This window comes from uncultured Polaribacter sp. (assembly GCF_947503875.1).
Lineage (GTDB): Bacteria > Bacteroidota > Bacteroidia > Flavobacteriales > Flavobacteriaceae > Polaribacter.
The window spans coordinates 210,812-229,039 of sequence record NZ_CANNFH010000005.1; the positions used below are offsets into that span (position 1 = coordinate 210,812).

15 protein-coding genes are annotated in these 18,228 nt (G+C 31.8%); 12 read left to right on the top strand and 3 right to left on the bottom strand.

Annotated features, from left to right (window positions below; translation table 11 throughout):
* Positions 1-349 precede the first annotated feature (349 nt).
* The 5 genes from Q0684_RS09860 (at position 350) to nhaA (ending at position 6,425) form a co-directional block, all read left to right on the top strand.
* Complete coding sequence (locus Q0684_RS09860; RefSeq protein WP_299016016.1) at positions 350-529, top strand: hypothetical protein; 180 nt, start codon at positions 350-352, stop codon at positions 527-529.
* Between the two features lie 81 nt (positions 530-610).
* Positions 611-1,456, top strand: a complete 846-nt coding sequence (locus tag Q0684_RS09865; protein WP_299016022.1) for an MBL fold metallo-hydrolase — start codon at positions 611-613, stop codon at positions 1,454-1,456.
* Positions 1,457-1,464: 8 nt separating this feature from the next.
* A complete protein-coding gene (locus Q0684_RS09870) occupies positions 1,465-3,108 on the top strand; it encodes a S8 family serine peptidase (protein ID WP_299016024.1) in 1,644 nt (547 codons plus the stop codon).
* A 59-nt stretch (positions 3,109-3,167) separates the two neighbouring features.
* Positions 3,168-5,018 carry a M1 family metallopeptidase gene (locus tag Q0684_RS09875; RefSeq protein WP_299016028.1) on the top strand — a complete coding sequence of 617 codons (1,851 nt, stop codon included), beginning with the start codon at positions 3,168-3,170 and terminating at the stop codon, positions 5,016-5,018.
* A gap of 90 nt (positions 5,019-5,108) precedes the next feature.
* The gene (gene nhaA, locus Q0684_RS09880) at positions 5,109-6,425 is read left to right on the top strand and encodes a Na+/H+ antiporter NhaA (RefSeq protein WP_299016031.1); all 1,317 of its coding nucleotides are present in this window, start codon (positions 5,109-5,111) and stop codon (positions 6,423-6,425) included.
* A gap of 5 nt (positions 6,426-6,430) precedes the next feature.
* On the opposite strand, the gene Q0684_RS09885 is transcribed toward nhaA, so the two are convergent.
* The 3 genes from Q0684_RS09885 to Q0684_RS09895 all read right to left on the bottom strand — a co-directional run bounded on the left by Q0684_RS09885 (position 6,431) and on the right by Q0684_RS09895 (position 9,588).
* Positions 6,431-7,096, bottom strand: a complete 666-nt coding sequence (locus tag Q0684_RS09885) for a LysE family transporter (RefSeq protein ID WP_299016034.1) — start codon at positions 7,094-7,096, stop codon at positions 6,431-6,433.
* 345 nt (positions 7,097-7,441) lie between these two features.
* Positions 7,442-8,488, bottom strand: a complete 1,047-nt coding sequence (locus Q0684_RS09890; protein WP_299016037.1) for a ferredoxin--NADP reductase — start codon at positions 8,486-8,488, stop codon at positions 7,442-7,444.
* Between the two features lie 110 nt (positions 8,489-8,598).
* Positions 8,599-9,588, bottom strand: a complete 990-nt coding sequence (locus Q0684_RS09895) for an aspartate-semialdehyde dehydrogenase (RefSeq protein ID WP_299016040.1) — start codon at positions 9,586-9,588, stop codon at positions 8,599-8,601.
* A gap of 386 nt (positions 9,589-9,974) precedes the next feature.
* Here Q0684_RS09895 and Q0684_RS09900 point away from each other — a divergent pair, with 386 nt between their 5' ends.
* From Q0684_RS09900 to Q0684_RS09930, 7 genes are all read left to right on the top strand, one after another.
* The gene (locus Q0684_RS09900) at positions 9,975-11,015 is read left to right on the top strand and encodes a rhodanese-related sulfurtransferase (protein ID WP_299016043.1); all 1,041 of its coding nucleotides are present in this window, start codon (positions 9,975-9,977) and stop codon (positions 11,013-11,015) included.
* 36 nt (positions 11,016-11,051) lie between these two features.
* Positions 11,052-11,300, top strand: coding sequence for a type II toxin-antitoxin system prevent-host-death family antitoxin (locus tag Q0684_RS09905; protein WP_299016046.1), 249 nt, complete (start codon positions 11,052-11,054; stop codon positions 11,298-11,300).
* 1,262 nt (positions 11,301-12,562) lie between these two features.
* Complete coding sequence (gene ricT, locus Q0684_RS09910; protein WP_299016049.1) at positions 12,563-13,984, top strand: regulatory iron-sulfur-containing complex subunit RicT; 1,422 nt, start codon at positions 12,563-12,565, stop codon at positions 13,982-13,984.
* 22 nt (positions 13,985-14,006) lie between these two features.
* Positions 14,007-14,459, top strand: a complete 453-nt coding sequence (locus tag Q0684_RS09915) for a gliding motility lipoprotein GldH (RefSeq protein ID WP_299016051.1) — start codon at positions 14,007-14,009, stop codon at positions 14,457-14,459.
* 62 nt (positions 14,460-14,521) lie between these two features.
* Positions 14,522-16,831: a transglycosylase domain-containing protein gene (locus Q0684_RS09920; protein WP_299016053.1), complete on the top strand. Its 2,310-nt coding sequence runs from the start codon at positions 14,522-14,524 to the stop codon at positions 16,829-16,831.
* 35 nt (positions 16,832-16,866) lie between these two features.
* Positions 16,867-17,568, top strand: coding sequence for a CoA transferase subunit A (locus Q0684_RS09925; RefSeq protein ID WP_299016055.1), 702 nt, complete (start codon positions 16,867-16,869; stop codon positions 17,566-17,568).
* A 3-nt stretch (positions 17,569-17,571) separates the two neighbouring features.
* On the top strand, positions 17,572-18,228 hold the full coding sequence (locus tag Q0684_RS09930) for a 3-oxoacid CoA-transferase subunit B (RefSeq protein WP_299016058.1): 657 nt from the start codon (positions 17,572-17,574) through the stop codon (positions 18,226-18,228).

Sequence of the window (18,228 nt, forward strand, 5' to 3'; positions counted from 1 at the left end):
AAACTTAAAGTTGAAATTTATTTCAGCTTTAAATTGCATTTTAAAAATAATAATTTTATATTGCAATCAATAACAATTGTAAATTTATTATTTTAAAACATTAACCCCTAAATGTATGTTTTTATCAAACCTCAGTGCAGATATTCTGCGAAATTTCAAACATTTTTTAAAATCAGCTTATTTTTTACTTTTTAGTAATCAAAATTTGAATACCAGCAATTTATCTAATACGTTTTAAATTAGACTCTAAAATTTGCTATTAGACGTTCGCTAAACGTCATTCGTCTTAAAAGCGCTTTAAGCTCTTTTTCATTAATTTAAATTTGATTGCTAACAAAACTGTACAAAAATGATTTTATCAATTTCACCCTCAAATAACCAAGTGCCTAAAGAAGCATCTCATGTAGACGCACAGTTAATTTTGGTTATAATTGGCCTAGCTATTGGTGTTTTTATGATTATTAAAATAGCTAAATTTTTTAGCAAAATGAAGGGGGTAAAAAAACCAAATTTTGCATCTTTCTTTTAGATAGTCTATTACGATACAAAACAGAAACCTTTAAAACTTTATTAACACAAATCCACTGTTTTTTCTTCATATTTGTGCAGTATGAAAATATATGCAATAGAAACAGGGAACTTTAAGTTAGATGGTGGCGCCATGTTTGGTGTTGTACCTAAAACAATCTGGCAAAAAACCAATCCTGCAGATGCTAATAATTTAATAGAGATGAGTATGCGCTGCATGCTTATAGAAGATGGCGATAGACTAATTCTTATAGATACAGGCTTAGGAGCAAAACAATCTGATAAATTTTTTGGCTATTACTACTTGTTTGGAGATTTTTCTTTGGAATTGTCACTGCGCAAACATGGTTTTCATAAAGATGATATTACAGACGTTTTTTTAACACATTTGCATTTTGATCATTGTGGAGGTGCTATAGAATACAATGCCTCAAAAACTATTTTACAACCTGTTTTTAAAAACGCCAAGTTTTGGTCTAATGAAAATCATTGGGAATGGGCAACAGCACCAAATGCCCGTGAAAAAGCATCATTTCTAAAAGAAAACATTCAGCCAATACAGCAAAGTGGTCAATTAAATTTTATTAATGAAAATTATAAAAATCAAATTGGTTTTGATGTTTTGTTTATGGACGGGCATACAGAAAAGCAGATGCTTCCAAAGATAACATATCAAGGTAAAACCATTGTTTTTATGGCAGATTTACTACCAACTATTGGTCATATTCCTTTGCCTTATGTTATGGGATATGACACAAGACCTTTGCTAACGATAAAAGAAAAAGAAGACTTTTTAAATTTAGCGGCAGATAACAATTATTATCTTTTTTTAGAGCACGATGCACAACATGAGCTTTGCACAGTAAAACATACAGAAAAAGGAGTTCGATTAAAAGAAACACACAAATTTTTAGACATATTTAATTAATCATAACAATGAACATAATAAAACCAATTTTATATACAGCCTTTGCAGGTGTATTATTAGCCAGTTGTAAATCAGTAAGCAACATACCTGTACCTTCAGGAACAGATAATTACATAAATATACCCGCAAAAAAAGGAGATTTATCACCAGATGAAATGAACAGATGGTCTCATGCAGATTTGGCAACTGATTCTATTCCTGGAATGAGTATTGATAAGGCTTACGAATTTTTGGCAGGTAAAACTGGGGTTGAAGTAGTTGTAGGTGTTGTAGATTCTGGAACAGATTTAACGCACGAAGATTTAAAGGATGTGGCTTGGGTAAATACCAAAGAGGTTGCAAATAATAATAAGGACGATGACAATAACGGTTATGCAGATGACATTAATGGATGGAATTTCTTAGGAAGTATTTATAAAGAAAATTCAGAAGAAGCTAGAATTTTAGACAATCCTGCTATAACTACTGCAGCAGAAGTGGCGAGGGCAAAAGCTGCTAAAGCTGAAAAAGTAGGTGCAGCTAAAATGAATAAAATGAGATATGAGCAAATGCTGCAAGCAGTAACCGGCTCTATAGATGAAATCTCTAAAGAACTAAATAAAGAGGAATTTACTAAAGAAGAGGTTTTTGCTATAAAAACAGAAAACCCAACTTTACAAAGAAGTATAGAAATTGCAAAACAGATGTATGGTTTTGGTGTACCTTCTTTAAACACTGCAAAAAAAGAACTAACCAATTTGGTTACAGATGCAGCAAATTTATTAAATAATAAAGCCATTACAAATTATAGAGCAGTGCTTAAAGATGATCCAAATACTATGGATGTTGTAGTTTATGGTGATGGTAATACTGGGCACTCTACAAAAGATGAAGCACATGGTACTCACGTTTCTGGTATTATTGCAGCGTCTAGAAATAATGGAAAAGGTGTAAATGGTGTTGCAAATAATGCTAAAATTATGGCAGTAAGAGCAGTGCCAGATGGAGATGAGTATGATAAAGATATTGCATTAGCAATTAGGTATGCAGTAGATAATGGCGCAAAAATTATAAACACTAGTTTTGGTAAAGGATACTCACCAAAAAAAGAATGGGTTTATGATGCAATTAAATATGCAGGAGCAAAAGATGTTTTAATTGTAAATGCAGCAGGTAATGATGGTAAAGATATAGATGTAGAAAAAACGTATCCAAATGATTCTGCAAATTTAGTTTCAGAAATTTCTGATAACGTCTTAACAGTTGGTGCTATGAGTGTAAATTATAATGAGAATTTACCAGCTAGTTTTTCTAATTACGGAAAAAGAAATGTAGATATTTTTGCACCAGGAGTTCAAATATATGCAACATTTCCAGAAAATGAATATCAATCAATAAGTGGTACGTCTATGGCAGCTCCTTCTACAGCTGGTGTTGCTGCTTTAATTCGTTCTTATTATCCAAAATTATCTGCAAGTCAGGTAAAACACATTATTATGAATTCTGGTGTAAAAATTAATTTTGATGTTGTTAAACCAGGGTCTCAAAGTAGAGAAAATCCTAATGGGGTAAAAGTACCTTTTGCAGATTTATCTGTTTCTGGTAGAATTGTAAATGCATACAATGCCCTTATTATGGCAGATAGAATTGCAAATGCAAAAAATAAAAAGTAAAAAACAGCGGTAATTTTTCTGCTGTTTTTTTAGTTTTAAACCAAACTAAATCCTAAAAAATGAAAAAAATATTTTTATCAATTTTTTCTTTAACCTTGTTGTTTGCTTGCGCAAATGCAAAAGATACTGCTGGTTATGTTTCTAAAACAAACAAAGATGCTGGTTCTACAACTTATTGGCAACAGCATATAGATTATACAATGGATATTGATGTGGATGCAAAAAAACATCAATATAAAGGAATACAAAAAGCGGTATACACCAATAATTCTCCAGACGAATTAGACAAAGTATATTATCACTTGTATTTTAATGCATTTCAGCCAGGTTCTCAAATGGACGTTCGTTCTTTAAATATTAAAGATCCAGATGGAAGAGTTAGAGACAGAATAAGTAAATTAAATGCAGATGAAATTGGATACATAAAAGTAAATTCATTAAAACAAAATGGTAGTGCTGTAAAATTTGAAACAGTTGGTACTATTTTAGAAGTTACTTTAAATAAACCTATCAAATCTGGCGAAAGCGTAACTTTAGATATGGTTTTTGATGCGCAAGTGCCTTTGCAAGTAAGACGTTCTGGTAGAGATAGCGCAGAAGGCGTAGCTTTATCTATGTCTCAGTGGTATCCAAAAATGGCAGAATACGATTTTGAAGGTTGGCATACACCACCTTATATTGCTAGAGAATTTCACGCAGTTTGGGGTAATTTTGATGTAAAAATTTCTATTGATAAAAATTATACAGTTGGTGGAACAGGATATTTGCAAAATCCGCAAGAAATTGGTCATGGTTATGAAGATAAAACCAAACCTTTAAATGTGCCAAATACAGATAAATTGACTTGGCATTTTAAAGCACCAAGAGTACACGATTTTATGTGGGCTGCAGACCCAGAATACAAGCATGATATTTTAACTATGGAAAATGGAAATGATTTACATTTTTTATATAAGAGGAATTTAAACGCAGAATTTTTACAAAACTGGAAAGATTTACAGCCTAAAACGGCTGAATTAATGACTTATTTTTCTGAAAATATTGGTCAATATCCTTACAAACAATATTCTGTAATACAAGGTGGAGATGGTGGTATGGAATATGCGATGTCTACATTAATTACAGGAAAACGTAAGTTTGGTAGTCTTTTAGGGGTTACAGCTCATGAATTGGCACATACTTGGTTTCAATTTTTATTGGCATCTAATGAAAGTAAACATCCATGGATGGATGAAGGGTTTACAAGTTATATTTCTGGAAAAGCTATGGCAGAAATTACAAGTAAAAACGATAAAAATCCAAATGCAGGACCATACAGAGGATATAATTATATGGTAAATTCTGGAACAGAAGAGGTTTTAACAACGCATGCAGATAGATACAATACAAATAGAGCATATGGCTTTGCGAGTTATGGTAAAGGAAGTATGTTTTTAGCACAATTAGAATATATTATTGGCCCAGAAAATACTGCTAAAGGATTAAAAAAATACTTTAATGATTTTGCTTTTAAGCATCCAACTCCAAATGATGTAAAACGTTCTATGGAAAAAGTTTCGGGTATTCATTTAGACTGGTATTTAAATGAATGGATACAAACGTTGCACACCATAGATTATGGCATTAAATCTGTTAAGGACAAAACAATTACTTTAGAAAGAATAGGGCAGATGCCAATGCCAATAGACTTAGAAGTAACCTATACAGATGGTTCAGTAGAAAATTTCAACATTCCTTTAAGAATGATGCGTGGCAGCAAGCCAACTAGCGCAACAGTTATAGAAGATTGGGCATGGGCAAATCCTGTATATTCTTTTACAACTAACAAAACTGTAAAATCTGTTGTTATCGATAAAAGCAATTTAATGGCAGATGTTAATGCTGAGAATAATATTTTTGAAGCAAAATAAAAAAGACCTAGTATAAGAGTAAACCTCTTTAACTGAAATGGATAAAGAGGTTTTTTTAAGTATTATCAACCCACTAAAACTCCATACAAAATGATTCAAAAGATTTTTCTTACTCCTTTTCAAAAATTTATAAAAATTGAAGGTTTTAGCGGTATTTTATTGTTGTTAAGTACAGTAATAGCATTGATCTGGGCAAATTCTGGTTTTGCAGATAGTTACACAAGCTTATGGGATTATAAATTAGGAATTACAGGAGAAAATTTTAAGCTAGAAAAGCCTTTATTACTTTGGGTGAATGACGGTTTAATGGCGATTTTCTTTTTCTTAATAGGTTTAGAAATTAAAAGAGAAGTTTTAATTGGCGAATTAAATTCTCTAAAAAAGTTGGCTTTCCCTTTATTTGGTGCTTTAGGTGGTGTTTTAATTCCGGTTGCTTTGTATATGCTTTTAAATCAGAATCCGGCTACTTTTAAAGGTTGGGGCATACCAATGGCAACAGATATAGCATTTTCTTTAGCTGTTTTAAATGCTTTAGGCAAAAGAGTGCCATTAAGTTTAAAAATATTTTTAATTGCTTTTGCAATTGTAGATGATATTGAAGCTGTTTTGGTAATTGCTATTTTTTATAGTGGTGCAATTAATACTACTTTACTGCTTATTGCTATGGCGCTTTTAGCGGGTTTATATGCATTGTCTTACAAAGGTTTTTATTCTAAATATTTATTGTTTTTTGTGGGAATTATTGTTTGGGTATTGTTTTTAAAATCTGGTGTACACCCAACTGTAGCAGGAATTTTATTGGCTTTTTCTGTGCCAATTAGACAAAAGATAAATACGTCTAAATTTTTGATACAATTAGATAAAATAAAAGATAAAATTGAAGAAGCTACCAATAAAAACAAACCAACACCTTCTAAAAAACAAATAGCACATATGGATACCTTAGAAGATTGGAGCGATAAATTTAGATCGCCTTTGCAGCATTTAGAACATGTTTTACATGGTTGGGTAGCCTATTTTATTATACCCATTTTTGCCTTGGCAAATGCAGGGGTTTTAATAGACAGTTCTGCAGGTATAGAAACCCAATTGGTAGTAAATATTATTATTTGTTTGGTTTTAGGTAAAGGATTTGGAATACCATTAGTCATCTTTTTAGCAAAAAAAGCGAACTTAATTCAGTTGCCAAAAGATATTAATTTTAAACAAATTGTAGGTGTTTCTTTTATTGCAGGTATTGGTTTTACAATGGCGATTTTTATTGCGAGTTTGGCATTTGCAACGTCACCAGAATATATAAGCTCTGCTAAAATTGGTATTTTAATTGGTTCTTTTATAGCGGCAATTTTGGGTTATTTAATTTTAAGATTTACTGCGAATCCTATAAAAGTAGAAACAGAAGATTAAAAAAATTAATTCATTAGTTGTTCAAGCTTGTTATTAGGTATAAACCCTTTTAACATTAAAAGAACACCAAAAACTATAAGTAGAATACCCATTATTCTTTTTACGCGATAAATAACTAAAGGCGTCATTTTTGTTTTTAGTTGTTTGGCTAATAAAATTTTACAGACATCTGTAATAAAGTAACCTAGAATAATAACACCAAAATAAGAAAAAATAGCACTTTGATTCATTTTTAAAGTAGGGCCAATTACCAAAACAGTGCCAAGCCAAAAAGCCAAAACACCCACATTAATAAAGTTTAAAAAAAAGCCTTTAAAAAAGAGTTTTACATAGTTATTTTTTAGAGAAACTTCTGGCACTTTTGCAGAGGCTAAAGCGTCTTTTTTATTCTGTTTGTCTAAATACGTAATTATGCCGTAAACAATTAATACCAAACCACCGATAAAGAAAAGTCTGGGATCGTCTTTAATTTTTTCTAGTAAAGATCTACTCCCATAATAAGCAATTAAAATAAAAGAAACATCGCCTAAAATTACGCCTAAATCAAAAGCTATGGCTGCTCTTGCACCTTTAAGAATACTAGTTTGAATTAACATAAAAAACACAGGACCAATCATAAAGGCCATAAAAAAGCCAATTAGAAATGCATTTTTAAAATCGTAAATATCCATAGGCTAAAGGTAAATGATTTGCTAGCAATTGCAAAAGACGAAATTGAATTGTTTTCTAAAAAGCTTTTTAGGTAGCAATATTTTGCGTTAGGGATTGCAATGAAAATCCTTTTGTGCTTTTTTGCACAAAAGATTGCAATGGAAAGCCCGTTAAAACGCCCAAATAAAAAATATTTTATTTTTAACGAATTGAAAAGTGGGGTAACTTAAATACAATATCCGTTCTTTTCTTTATGAGATTTCTCCACAAGGTCGAAATGAAAGTATTCAAGTGACTACTCTAAAACTCAACAGTTACACAATTCAACAGTTATACAATTACACAGTGAACAATTCAACAACAAATTAAACATCATCAAAATCTATGGTAACTTTTGGTGTTGTAGGATGCGCTTGACAGGTTAAAACCAAACCTTCTTCAATTTCGCTATCTGTTAAAATAGAATTTTTAACCATAACTGCTTTTCCCTCGGTAACTTTACCCAAACAAGAGCTACAAACACCACCTTGGCAAGAGTAGGGTGGGTCTAAATCGTTACGTAAACTTGCAGACAAAATATTGTCTGTTTGTTGCATAGCAAAGGTAGTTTCTTCATCATCTAAAACTACGGTAATTGTGGTTGTGCCTTCTTTTACATCTTCTAAAGCATCTTCATCTGTAGTAACTGTAAACAGCTCAAAATGTATGTTTTCTTCTGCAATATTATTGTCTTTTAGCTTTGCAGAAACTTCTTTAATCATTTCTTCTGGGCCACATAAAAAAGCTTCATCAAAAGAAGTTTCTTTGTACATATTTTTCACAAAGTAGTTGGTAACATTGGCATCTATTCTGCCACGTAAACCGTTTTTAACGTCTTCTCTACTGTAAATGTAATGCAGGTTAAAACGATCTCCAAACGTTTCTTTTAACTGATTTAATTCTTCAAAAAAGATGGTGTCTGCAATAGATTTATTACCGTAAACTAAAGTAAAAGTTGCAGTTGGCGCTGTTTCTAAAACCGTTTTTAACATAGAGAGTATTGGCGTAATGCCAGAACCTGCAGCAAAACCTAGGTAGTTTTTATTGGCTTTTGGCTCTAGTAAAAACCTACCTTCTGGCGCTGCAATTTCTATAGCATCTCCTTCTTTTAAAGCTGAAGTTGCATAGCCAGAAAAAACACCGTTTTCTACTGCTTTTATAGCCACTCTTAACGCGCCACTTTGCGGAGTTGAACAAATAGAATAAGCTCTACGTACTTTTTCTCCGTTAATTTCTTGCTCTAAAGTGATGTATTGCCCTGCAGTAAATTTAAAATCTTCTTTTAAATTTTCAGGAATATTAAAAACAACAGAAACCGCGTTTGCGGTTTCTTGTTTTATTTCTTGTATTGTTACTTTATGAAATGTTGGCATTAAATATTTTCTTTAATCAAAGTTAAATCATAAGATTTCTCAACTTCACTTCGTTTCATTCGAAATGACATCACAATTGTCATTTCGACCTTGTGGAGAAATCTCATTAATTATACTAATTTCTTATCTATTAAGTACTCTGCAATTTGTACTGTATTTGTTGCAGCACCTTTACGTAGATTATCTGCAACAATCCACAAATTTAAGGTATTTTCTTGAGATTCGTCTCTTCTTATACGTCCCACAAAAACTTCATCTTTATTATGCGCATTAATTGGCATTGGGTAAACGTTGTTTGCCAAATCATCTTGCACAATAACACCAGGAGTTTCGTTTAAAATGCTACGTACTTCTGCCAAATCAAAATCATTTTCAAACTGTACATTTACAGCTTCAGAATGTCCGCCAGCTGTAGGTATTCTAACTGCAGTTGCTGTCACAGAAAAAGAATCGTCTCTTAAAATTTTCTTAGGTTCTTTTACCAATTTCATTTCTTCTTTGGTGTAGCCATTTTCTAAGAAAACATCACAATGTGGCAATGCATTTCTACCAATTTTATGCGGATAAACCATTTCGCCATCAATACCAGCTTCTTCATTATCTAATTGTTGTACCGCTTTTACGCCAGTACCAGAAACAGATTGATACGTAGAAATTACCACACGTTTCATTTTATATTTTAAATGCAAAGGAGATAAAGCAGCCACCAACTGAATTGTAGAACAGTTAGGGTTTGCAATAATTTTATCGTCTTTAGACAAAACATCACCATTAATTTCTGGAACCACCAATTTTTTAGTTGGGTCCATTCTCCAAGCAGAACTATTGTCTATAACAGTAGTACCAACTGCTGCAAATTTAGGTGCCCATTCTAAAGAAGTTTCTCCACCTGCAGAAAATAAAGCAACATCTGGCTGTAATTTTACAGCATCTTCTAAAGTTACCACTGTATAATCTTTACCCTTATATTTTAATTGTTTACCCGCAGATCTTGCAGATGCTACAGGAATTAATTCTGTTATTGGTAAATTACGTTCTTCTAAAACTTGCAACATTACAGTTCCTACCATTCCTGTTGCTCCTACTACAGCTACTTTCATCACTTTAAATTTTTATGATATTTTATTAATACACTGCAAATATCTTAAAAAATATTAGGTTTAAAATTATCTAAAACCTTATAAATTAGGTAAAGTTTAAAATTGAAGCAACTAAATTTCTAATGTTTAAAATTAAACTTTTTGTTTTTAGAAGCTTAATCACGCTGTACGTTATATCTTTTTGCCGAAAAAGGCAAAAAGGATGTCACTTCCATCGTGGCTAAACCTGTTTGCCAACTTTTTGTGTTATTAGAAACATTTTTTAAAATTTAACTGCTGTTTCCCGAAAAAATGTAATTTTGTAGCTCAAATACATATCAATCAATACCTGATTTTTTTTTTGGTTTTATCACCAAAACAACTTCAGCTTAAAACATTAGTATAGCATGCAACTGTACAATAAATTAAGCGCCAAAGAACGCGCTGCCTTAATAGACGAAGCCGGTAAAGACCGCTTAACCATTTCTTTTTATAAATATTTTAAGATAGAAAATCCACAACTTTTTAGAGACAAATTATTCTTAGAATGGAACGCTTTAGACGTTTTAGGACGTATTTATGTTTCTTTTGAAGGCATTAATGCACAACTTTCTGTACCCTCAGAAAATTTTTATGCCTTAAAAGACCAATTAGATAGCATTTCTTTTCTAAAAGATATTCGTTTGAATGTTGCTGTTGAGCAAGACAACAAATCGTTTTTAAAGTTGAAGGTAAAAGTACGCGATAAAATTGTGGCAGATGGTTTAAACGATACCACTTTTGATGTTACCAACAAAGGCGTGCATTTAAATGCTAAAGAATTTAATGAAATGTTGGCAAATCCTGATACAGTTTGTGTAGATATGCGAAATCATTACGAAAGTGAAATTGGGCATTTTGATGGTGCTGTAACTCCAGATGTAGATACTTTTAGAGATTCTTTAGACATTATAGAAGCAGATTTAAAAGACAACAAAGAAGACAAAAATTTATTGATGTATTGTACAGGTGGCATTCGTTGCGAAAAAGCATCTGCTTATTACAAACACAAAGGTTTTAAAAACGTTTTTCAGTTAGAAGGTGGTATTATAGAATACACGCGCCAAGTAAAAGAAGAGGGAATAGAAAATAAATTTATTGGTAAAAATTTTGTGTTTGACCATAGAAGAGCAGAAAAAATTACAGACCATGTAATTTCTAATTGTCACCAATGTGGGAAACCTTGTGATACACACACCAATTGTGCTAACGAAGGTTGCCATTTGCTATTTATTCAGTGTGATGCATGTTCAGAAAAAATGGAAAATACCTGTTCTACAGATTGCCAAGAAATAATTCAGTTATCTTTTGAAGAACAAAAAGAACGCAGAAAAGGCAAACACGCTAGTAACAAAATCTTTAAAAAGGGTAGAAGCGAAGTTTTGAAGTTTAAGAAAGTAACTAATTAAGTACTTAATTAAGTTATTTTTCTGTAATTTTATAAGATGGAAACGGTAAATTACAAAGATTTTAGATCGAATTTAAAACATTGGTTAGACAAAGTTATTAATGATTTAAGTGACATTATTATAAAAAGAAAAGGCGGTAAAGATTTGGTATTAATATCTTTAGATGAATACAATTCGTTAAAAGAAACTACCTATTTACTAACCGGAAAAAATAGACAGGTTTTATTAAAATCTATAAAAGAGCTTGAAGGTGGTAAAAGTATAGCCAAAGAAATAATAGACTAAATGCAACTAATTTGGTCTACAACTTCTTGAAAAGGTTATCTGTATTGGCAAAAAGCAGATAGTAGGATTCTTAAAAAAAATAGTGTTTTCTGAGTTTATAAGTATTATGCTCCAGTTAAAAGAGGTATAATTTTTCGCTTTAACAGCGGTTTATCATCTCAGCAATCTTCACCTTTCAAATTATCTTTATAACTCGTTACCATTAAAACATTACCACTTTTGTCTAGTAAAATGTATTTGGACATATCATTTATATTCTTAAATTTTTTAGGTGTAATTTCAGTTAGAAAATTTTTGTAACGTTTTCTTTGTTTTTTTCCATAAATATTTTTTAAAGACATTACAGTAATTCCCTTTTTTTTGCTTTCTAACTATTTTTTACTGTAGGCGTAATTAGTTTCGTTTCTATCAATAACAAGTACTAATAATTTAAGATTATAATTTTCAGCTAAATCCAAAACATCTTTTAAATGTACTATACAAGGTTCACACCATAATCCAAAAGTATAAATTAGGGTAAATTCTTTATCATTTTTTGCGAGACATTTAATATCTGTAAAATCAACGTTTAAAAGACCATAATTGTCTTTTTTTATATCACAATTTTGACTGTGAACAAAACTATTGATTAGTAAAATTAGGGTAAAAAATATTTTTTTCATAAAAAAAAATGGGGTAATAGGTAATTAGCTCAAAACGAATAATTGTATTTTCTTATTATCACTATTGCTTAGAAAAGCAGTTTTATTAAGGCTTATGTTTTGAATTTTAAATATTTAATAGAAGATGAATTACATTATTAAATCTAGTTACAGAACCTAAAAAAAACAAACAAGAATATCTTCTTGTTAAGGTCAAATAAATTAAAAAAAGAATGTGCGCAATTTTTATAAACATTCTTTTTCTTTTGCTAGCAAGTTTCTAAAATAAAAAGATCAGTTTTATTTTAAAAACGAGTAAATGTAAAAAAAACTGAACTCGCAAATAAAAGGCATGTTTTCTTAATTTATGTTAATATGGTGAATTCATCATACCATTTTTGTTAATTCTATAAATTTTTAACAGTTGGTGTTTTTACCTTTCTATTCTCAATCCATTTTTATATATTTACTGATTAAGCAATAAAGCATATTTTTATTGCAAACAATTGAGTATCAATTTAAAATAAAGGTTTGTAGAGTTCGTTATTTAAAAGTTAGGTAAGGCTTTGTACAGTAAAACACTAACAATTAAAAACCAACCACTAAAAACTAACAATATATATGGCATGTGGTAGTTGTGGTACAGCAGAAAATGGAGTACCAAAAGGATGTAAGAGTAATGGTAATTGTGGTTCTGGAACCTGTGGAAGCGGCAGTCAAAAACTAGCCGTTTTTGATTGGTTGTCTAACATGACATTACCATCAGGACAAGAAAGATTCAATATTTTTGAAGTTCGTTTTAAAAACGGAAGAAAACATTTTTATAAAAATGTAGATAATTTACCCATAACAATGGGTGATATTGTGGCTGTAGAAGGAAATCCTGGGCACGATATTGGAACCGTTTCTTTAGCCGGAGAATTGGTTAAAGTGCAAATGAAAAAGCGCAAAATTACTGCAGATCATGAAGATGTAAAGAAAATTTACAGAAAAGCAAGCCAAAGAGATATAGATGTTTGGCAACAATCTAGAGCCAAAGAAGAAGAAACCCAACGCAGAGGAAGAGAAATCTTAGGCGGTTTAGGTTTGCAAATGAAACTATCTGATGTAGAATATCAAGGAGATGGTAACAAAGCTACTTTTTATTACACAGCAGAATCTCGTGTAGATTTTAGACAACTCATTAGAGATTTGGCAAGTGCTTTTTCTATTCGTGTAGAAATGAAACAAGTAGGTGCAAGGCAAGAGGCAGCAAGACTTGGAGGTGTAGGTTCTTGTGGTAGAGAGTTGTGTTGTTCTACGTGGTTAACAGACTTTAGAAAAGTAAGTACTTCTGCAGCACGTTACCAACAATTGTCTTTAAATCCGCTAAAATTAGCAGGGCAATGTGGTAAATTAAAATGTTGTTTAAATTTTGAATTAGACACGTATTTAGATGCTTTAAAAAGTTTTCCAAAACAAGATGTTGTTTTAAAAACAGAAAAAGGAGAGGCCATTTTTGTGAAAATGGATATTTTTAAAGGGCATTTATGGTATACTTATAAAGAAGAGCGTTTTAAATGGTTCCGTTTAACGCTAGAACAGGTTTTAGAAATTATTGAGTTGAACAAAAAAGGAGAAAAATCTGCAACTTTAGAAGAATATGAAGCTGATGTAGAAGTGGCTGTAAAAGTAGATTTTGAAGATGCAGTTGGGCAAGATAGTTTAACGCGTTTTGATGCACCAAAGAAAAACAAGCGCAGAAGAAACAACCGTAATAAAAAGAAACCGGTTAATGCGAATGCAAACAAAACAGCAGGTAATAACAAACCTAGTGGTAACAAACCTGCTAGAAAAAACACCAATAGAAAACCACAGGCAAAACAGCAAAATAACACACAACAAAAAAATAAGCCAAAACCAAAGCCTAGGCAAAATCCTAATGCAAAAGCAAACGAGAATAAGCCTAAAGGCGAAGTAAAAAAAACAAACAAACCAAGGCGAAACCCAAATAGAAATCGTAAAAATAACAACCCTAAAAATGGAGGCGATTCAGAAAAATAAATATTTTTTCTTACTGTTTTTAATGGGTTCATTGTTTGCTTGTAATGATAATGCTGAGTTTAATGCATACAAAAGCATTGCAAATAATGCGTGGAAAGCAGATGAGAAAGTAACTTTTCAGTTTGAAATAAAAGATACCATTTCACCTAAAAATGCATTCATCAACATAAGAAATAATAGTGTTTATGCTTTTAGTAATTTATATGTAATTACAGAACTTAATTTCCCAGACAAAACTATAGTAATAGACACTTTACAATATAAAATGGCAGATGCAAATGGGCGTTTTTTAGGAAATGGATTTTCAGAAATAAAAGAAAATAAATTGTTTTATAAAGAGCGTAAAATTTTTCCTGTTGCTGGCATATATAGTTTTACAATACGACAAGCAATGCGAAAAAATGGAGCAGTAGACCCAATAAATGCGCTGCAAGGAATACAAGATGTAGGTTTTAGCATCGAAAAAACAAAATAATTACCTCTTAAAAAAAGAGTACAAATAACTTCGTCTTTTTTAATACAAGACAACTTTTTATTATGGCAACAAAAAAAACAGAAACTACTAATTTTAAAAAATACCTAAAGTGGTTTTGGGGTATTGTTTTAGGCGGATTTGCATTACTATTACTGCTGTTTTTTATAGCTTCTGTAGGTGGATTTGGAGCTTTACCTACTTTTGAAGAATTAGAAAACCCACAAACCAATTTAGCTACAGAAGTTATTTCTATAGATGGTGAAACTATTGGAAAATATGCAACCGAAAATAGAACACCCATTCATTTTAATGAATTGCCACATAATTTAATAAAAGCATTAGTTGCTACAGAAGACGAACGTTTTTATGAGCACTCAGGAATAGATTTTAAAGGCCTAGCTAGAGCAGTTGCCAAACTTGGCGCAGGTGGTGGTGCAAGTACCATTACCCAACAATTGGCAAAAAACTTATTTACTAAAAAAGCTTCTTCTAATATTTTTGTGAGAATTGCACAAAAAATGAAAGAATGGGTGGTTTCTGTGAAACTAGAGCGTCAATATACAAAGCAAGAAATTATTGCAATGTACTTAAACACGCAAGGTTTCTTGTTTAATGCATCTGGTATACGATCTGCATCAAGAATTTATTTTGGTAAAGAAGCCAAAGATTTAGATTTGCAAGAATCTGCCATAATTGTAGCGATGCTTAAAAACCCGAGACAATTTAATCCGCACAGAAAAATCTCTAAAGCAAAGTCTAAAAGAAGGCGTAATGTAGTTTTTGCCCAAATGGAAAAAAACGGTTTTGTAAGTGAACAAGAAAAAGATTCGTTACAAAAACTGCCGCTTAAAATAAATTATACACCAGAAAATCATAACGAAGGTTATGCTACTTATTTTAGAGGGCATTTGCAAAAAGTAATGCGTACATGGGTTAAAAACAACCCAAAACCAAATGGCGAGCAATATGATATTTTTAGAGACGGTTTAAAAATCTTTGTAACCATAGACTCTAGAATGCAAAAATATGCAGAGGAGGCAGTAAATGAGCACATGTCTAATTTGCAAAGTTTCTTTTTTAAAGAGCAGAAAAAAAATAAAACAGCACCTTTTTATGATATTGAGAAAGAACAAATTAAAGGAATATTAGATCGTGCTAAGAAAAATTCTGATAGATACAAACGTTTAAAACGTGCTGGCAAATCTTCAAAATACATCAATGAAGTTTTTAAGAAGAAAACAAAAATGAAAGTATTTTCGTACAAAGGCGATTTGGATACCATAATGTCGCCTAACGATTCTATTCGGTATTATAAATATTTTTTACGTTCAGGCTTATTATCAATAGAACCACAAACAGGTCATATAAAAGCTTGGGTTGGTGGTGTAAATTATAAACATTTTAAGTTTGATGCAGTTGGGCAACAAAAAAGACAAGTAGGTTCTACCTTTAAACCATTTGTGTATGCTACTGCAATTAATCAATTAAGATTGTCTCCTTGTGATCAGTTTCCAAATGTTCATTATACTATTCCAAAAGGAAAATATGGAATCCCTGAAGAATGGATGCCAGATAATTCTAACGACAAGTACGGAGGAATGTTAACTTTAAAAGAAGGTTTGGCAGGTTCTATAAATACTATGTCTGCAAGGTTAATTGATATGGTTTCTCCTCAAAATGTGGTACGCTTAGCAAAATCTGCAGGTATAGAAAGTGATATTCCTGCAAATCCTTCTATTGCTTTAGGGGCTGTTGAATTGTCTTTATTAGAAATGGTAAGTGCCTACTCAACTTTTGCCAATAGTGGTTTGCGCGTAAGTCCAATGATTATTACAAGAATAGAAGATAAAAATGGAACTGTGTTAGAAGAATTTACACCAGAAACACAAGAGGTTTTAAGTGAAGAAGCTGCATATGTGGTAATCGATTTATTAAAAGGGGTTACACAATCTGGCTCTGGAGTAAGGTTAAGAACACCAAGAACTGGTTATCCTAAAATTGTAACAGGTTTTCCTTACTATTTTGATAATGAAATTGCAGGAAAAACAGGGACAACTCAAAATCAATCTGATGGTTGGTTTATGGGTATTGTACCCAATTTAGCAACCGGTGTTTGGGCAGGAGGAGAAGACAGAGCAACACACTTTCCAGGAATTGGTTATGGCCAAGGAGCAACAATGGCTTTGCCTTCTTGGGCTTTATTTATGCAGAAATGCTATGCAGATAAAAGTCTAAAAATTAGTAAATCTAAATTTGCAAAACCATCTAATTTGTCTATAAACATTAATTGTGACGAAAAAGATGAGACTGAGAATGGGAATGGTGAAGAAACAAAACCTAAAATAGATATTAAAGAGGATACAGATTTTTAATATCACTATTTTAAAAACACTTAAAACCTTGTAAGATGATAAATAAAACAGTTAAAAATGTTACGGAAGCCTTAGTTGGTGTTACAGATAATATGACGCTAATGTTGGGTGGTTTTGGGTTGTGTGGTATACCTGAAAACGCAATTAAAGAATTGGTAAAGCGTAAGGTTAGCAACGTAACTTGTATTTCTAATAATGCAGGTGTAGATGATTTTGGCTTAGGTTTATTATTACAAAACAAGCAAATAAAAAAAATGATATCTTCTTACGTTGGTGAGAATGATGAGTTTGAACGCCAAATGTTATCGGGAGAGTTAGAGGTGGAGTTAACACCACAAGGTACTTTAGCAGAAAAATGTAGAGCATCGCAAGCTGGTTTTCCAGCATTTTACACGCCAGCAGGTTTTGGTACAGAAGTGGCAGAAGGTAAAGAAACTAGAGAATTTGATGGGAAAATGTACGTGTTAGAACCCGCATTTAAATCAGATTTTTCTTTTGTAAAAGCATGGAAAGGAGATACCTCTGGAAATTTAATTTTTAAAGGTACAGCTCGTAATTTTAATCCGTGTATGTGTGGTGCTTCCACAATTACGGTTGCAGAAGTAGAAGAATTGGTTCCTGCAGGAGCCTTAGATCCTAACCAAATTCATATTCCAGGTATTTTTGTACAACGTATTTTTCAGGGAGAAAAGTACGAAAAGAGAATTGAGCAAAGAACGGTAACTCCAAAATCGTAAATTATGGCACTAACAAAAAATCAAATTGCACAAAGAATTGCACAAGAGTTGCGAGACAAATGGTATGTAAATTTAGGTATTGGCATTCCTACTTTAGTGGCTAATTATATTCCAGAAGGAATTGAGGTTGAGTTTCAGTCAGAAAACGGATTGTTAGGTATGGGACCTTTTCCAATAGAAGGTACAGAAGATGCAGATTTAATAAATGCAGGTAAGCAAACTGTAACGGTTTTAGATGGTGGTTCTATTTTTGATTCTGCCACAAGTTTTGCTATGATTCGTGGGCAACATGTACAATTAACAGTTTTGGGCGCTATGGAAGTTGCGCAAAATGGAGATATTGCCAATTGGAAAATTCCCGGTAAAATGGTAAAAGGTATGGGTGGTGCTATGGATTTAGTAGCCTCTGCAGAAAATATTATTGTTGCCATGATGCACACCAATAAAAGAGGCGAAAGTAAACTACTCAAAGAATGTTCTTTACCATTAACAGGTGTTGGTTGTGTTACTAAAATTGTTACGAATTTGGCTGTTTTAGAAATTAAAAATAATGTTTTTCACTTATTAGAAAGAGCTCCTGGAGTTACTGTAGAAGAAATTAAAAAAGCTACAGAAGGCACCTTGGTTATTGATGGACAAATACCAGAAATGCGTTTATAA

Excerpts from the sequence above, each read along its gene's own strand:
- Q0684_RS09860 (WP_299016016.1), top strand. The coding sequence starts at position 350 with ATGATTTTATCAATTTCACCCTCAAATAACCAAGTGCCTAAAGAAGCA.
- Q0684_RS09865 (WP_299016022.1), top strand. The coding sequence starts at position 611 with ATGAAAATATATGCAATAGAAACAGGGAACTTTAAGTTAGATGGTGGC.
- Q0684_RS09870 (WP_299016024.1), top strand. The coding sequence starts at position 1,465 with ATGAACATAATAAAACCAATTTTATATACAGCCTTTGCAGGTGTATTA.
- Q0684_RS09875 (WP_299016028.1), top strand. The coding sequence starts at position 3,168 with ATGAAAAAAATATTTTTATCAATTTTTTCTTTAACCTTGTTGTTTGCT.
- nhaA (WP_299016031.1), top strand. The coding sequence starts at position 5,109 with ATGATTCAAAAGATTTTTCTTACTCCTTTTCAAAAATTTATAAAAATT.
- Q0684_RS09885 (WP_299016034.1), bottom strand. The coding sequence starts at position 7,096 with ATGGATATTTACGATTTTAAAAATGCATTTCTAATTGGCTTTTTTATG.
- Q0684_RS09890 (WP_299016037.1), bottom strand. The coding sequence starts at position 8,488 with ATGCCAACATTTCATAAAGTAACAATACAAGAAATAAAACAAGAAACC.
- Q0684_RS09895 (WP_299016040.1), bottom strand. The coding sequence starts at position 9,588 with ATGAAAGTAGCTGTAGTAGGAGCAACAGGAATGGTAGGAACTGTAATG.
- Q0684_RS09900 (WP_299016043.1), top strand. The coding sequence starts at position 9,975 with ATGCAACTGTACAATAAATTAAGCGCCAAAGAACGCGCTGCCTTAATA.
- Q0684_RS09905 (WP_299016046.1), top strand. The coding sequence starts at position 11,052 with ATGGAAACGGTAAATTACAAAGATTTTAGATCGAATTTAAAACATTGG.
- ricT (WP_299016049.1), top strand. The coding sequence starts at position 12,563 with ATGGCATGTGGTAGTTGTGGTACAGCAGAAAATGGAGTACCAAAAGGA.
- Q0684_RS09915 (WP_299016051.1), top strand. The coding sequence starts at position 14,007 with ATGGGTTCATTGTTTGCTTGTAATGATAATGCTGAGTTTAATGCATAC.
- Q0684_RS09920 (WP_299016053.1), top strand. The coding sequence starts at position 14,522 with ATGGCAACAAAAAAAACAGAAACTACTAATTTTAAAAAATACCTAAAG.
- Q0684_RS09925 (WP_299016055.1), top strand. The coding sequence starts at position 16,867 with ATGATAAATAAAACAGTTAAAAATGTTACGGAAGCCTTAGTTGGTGTT.
- Q0684_RS09930 (WP_299016058.1), top strand. The coding sequence starts at position 17,572 with ATGGCACTAACAAAAAATCAAATTGCACAAAGAATTGCACAAGAGTTG.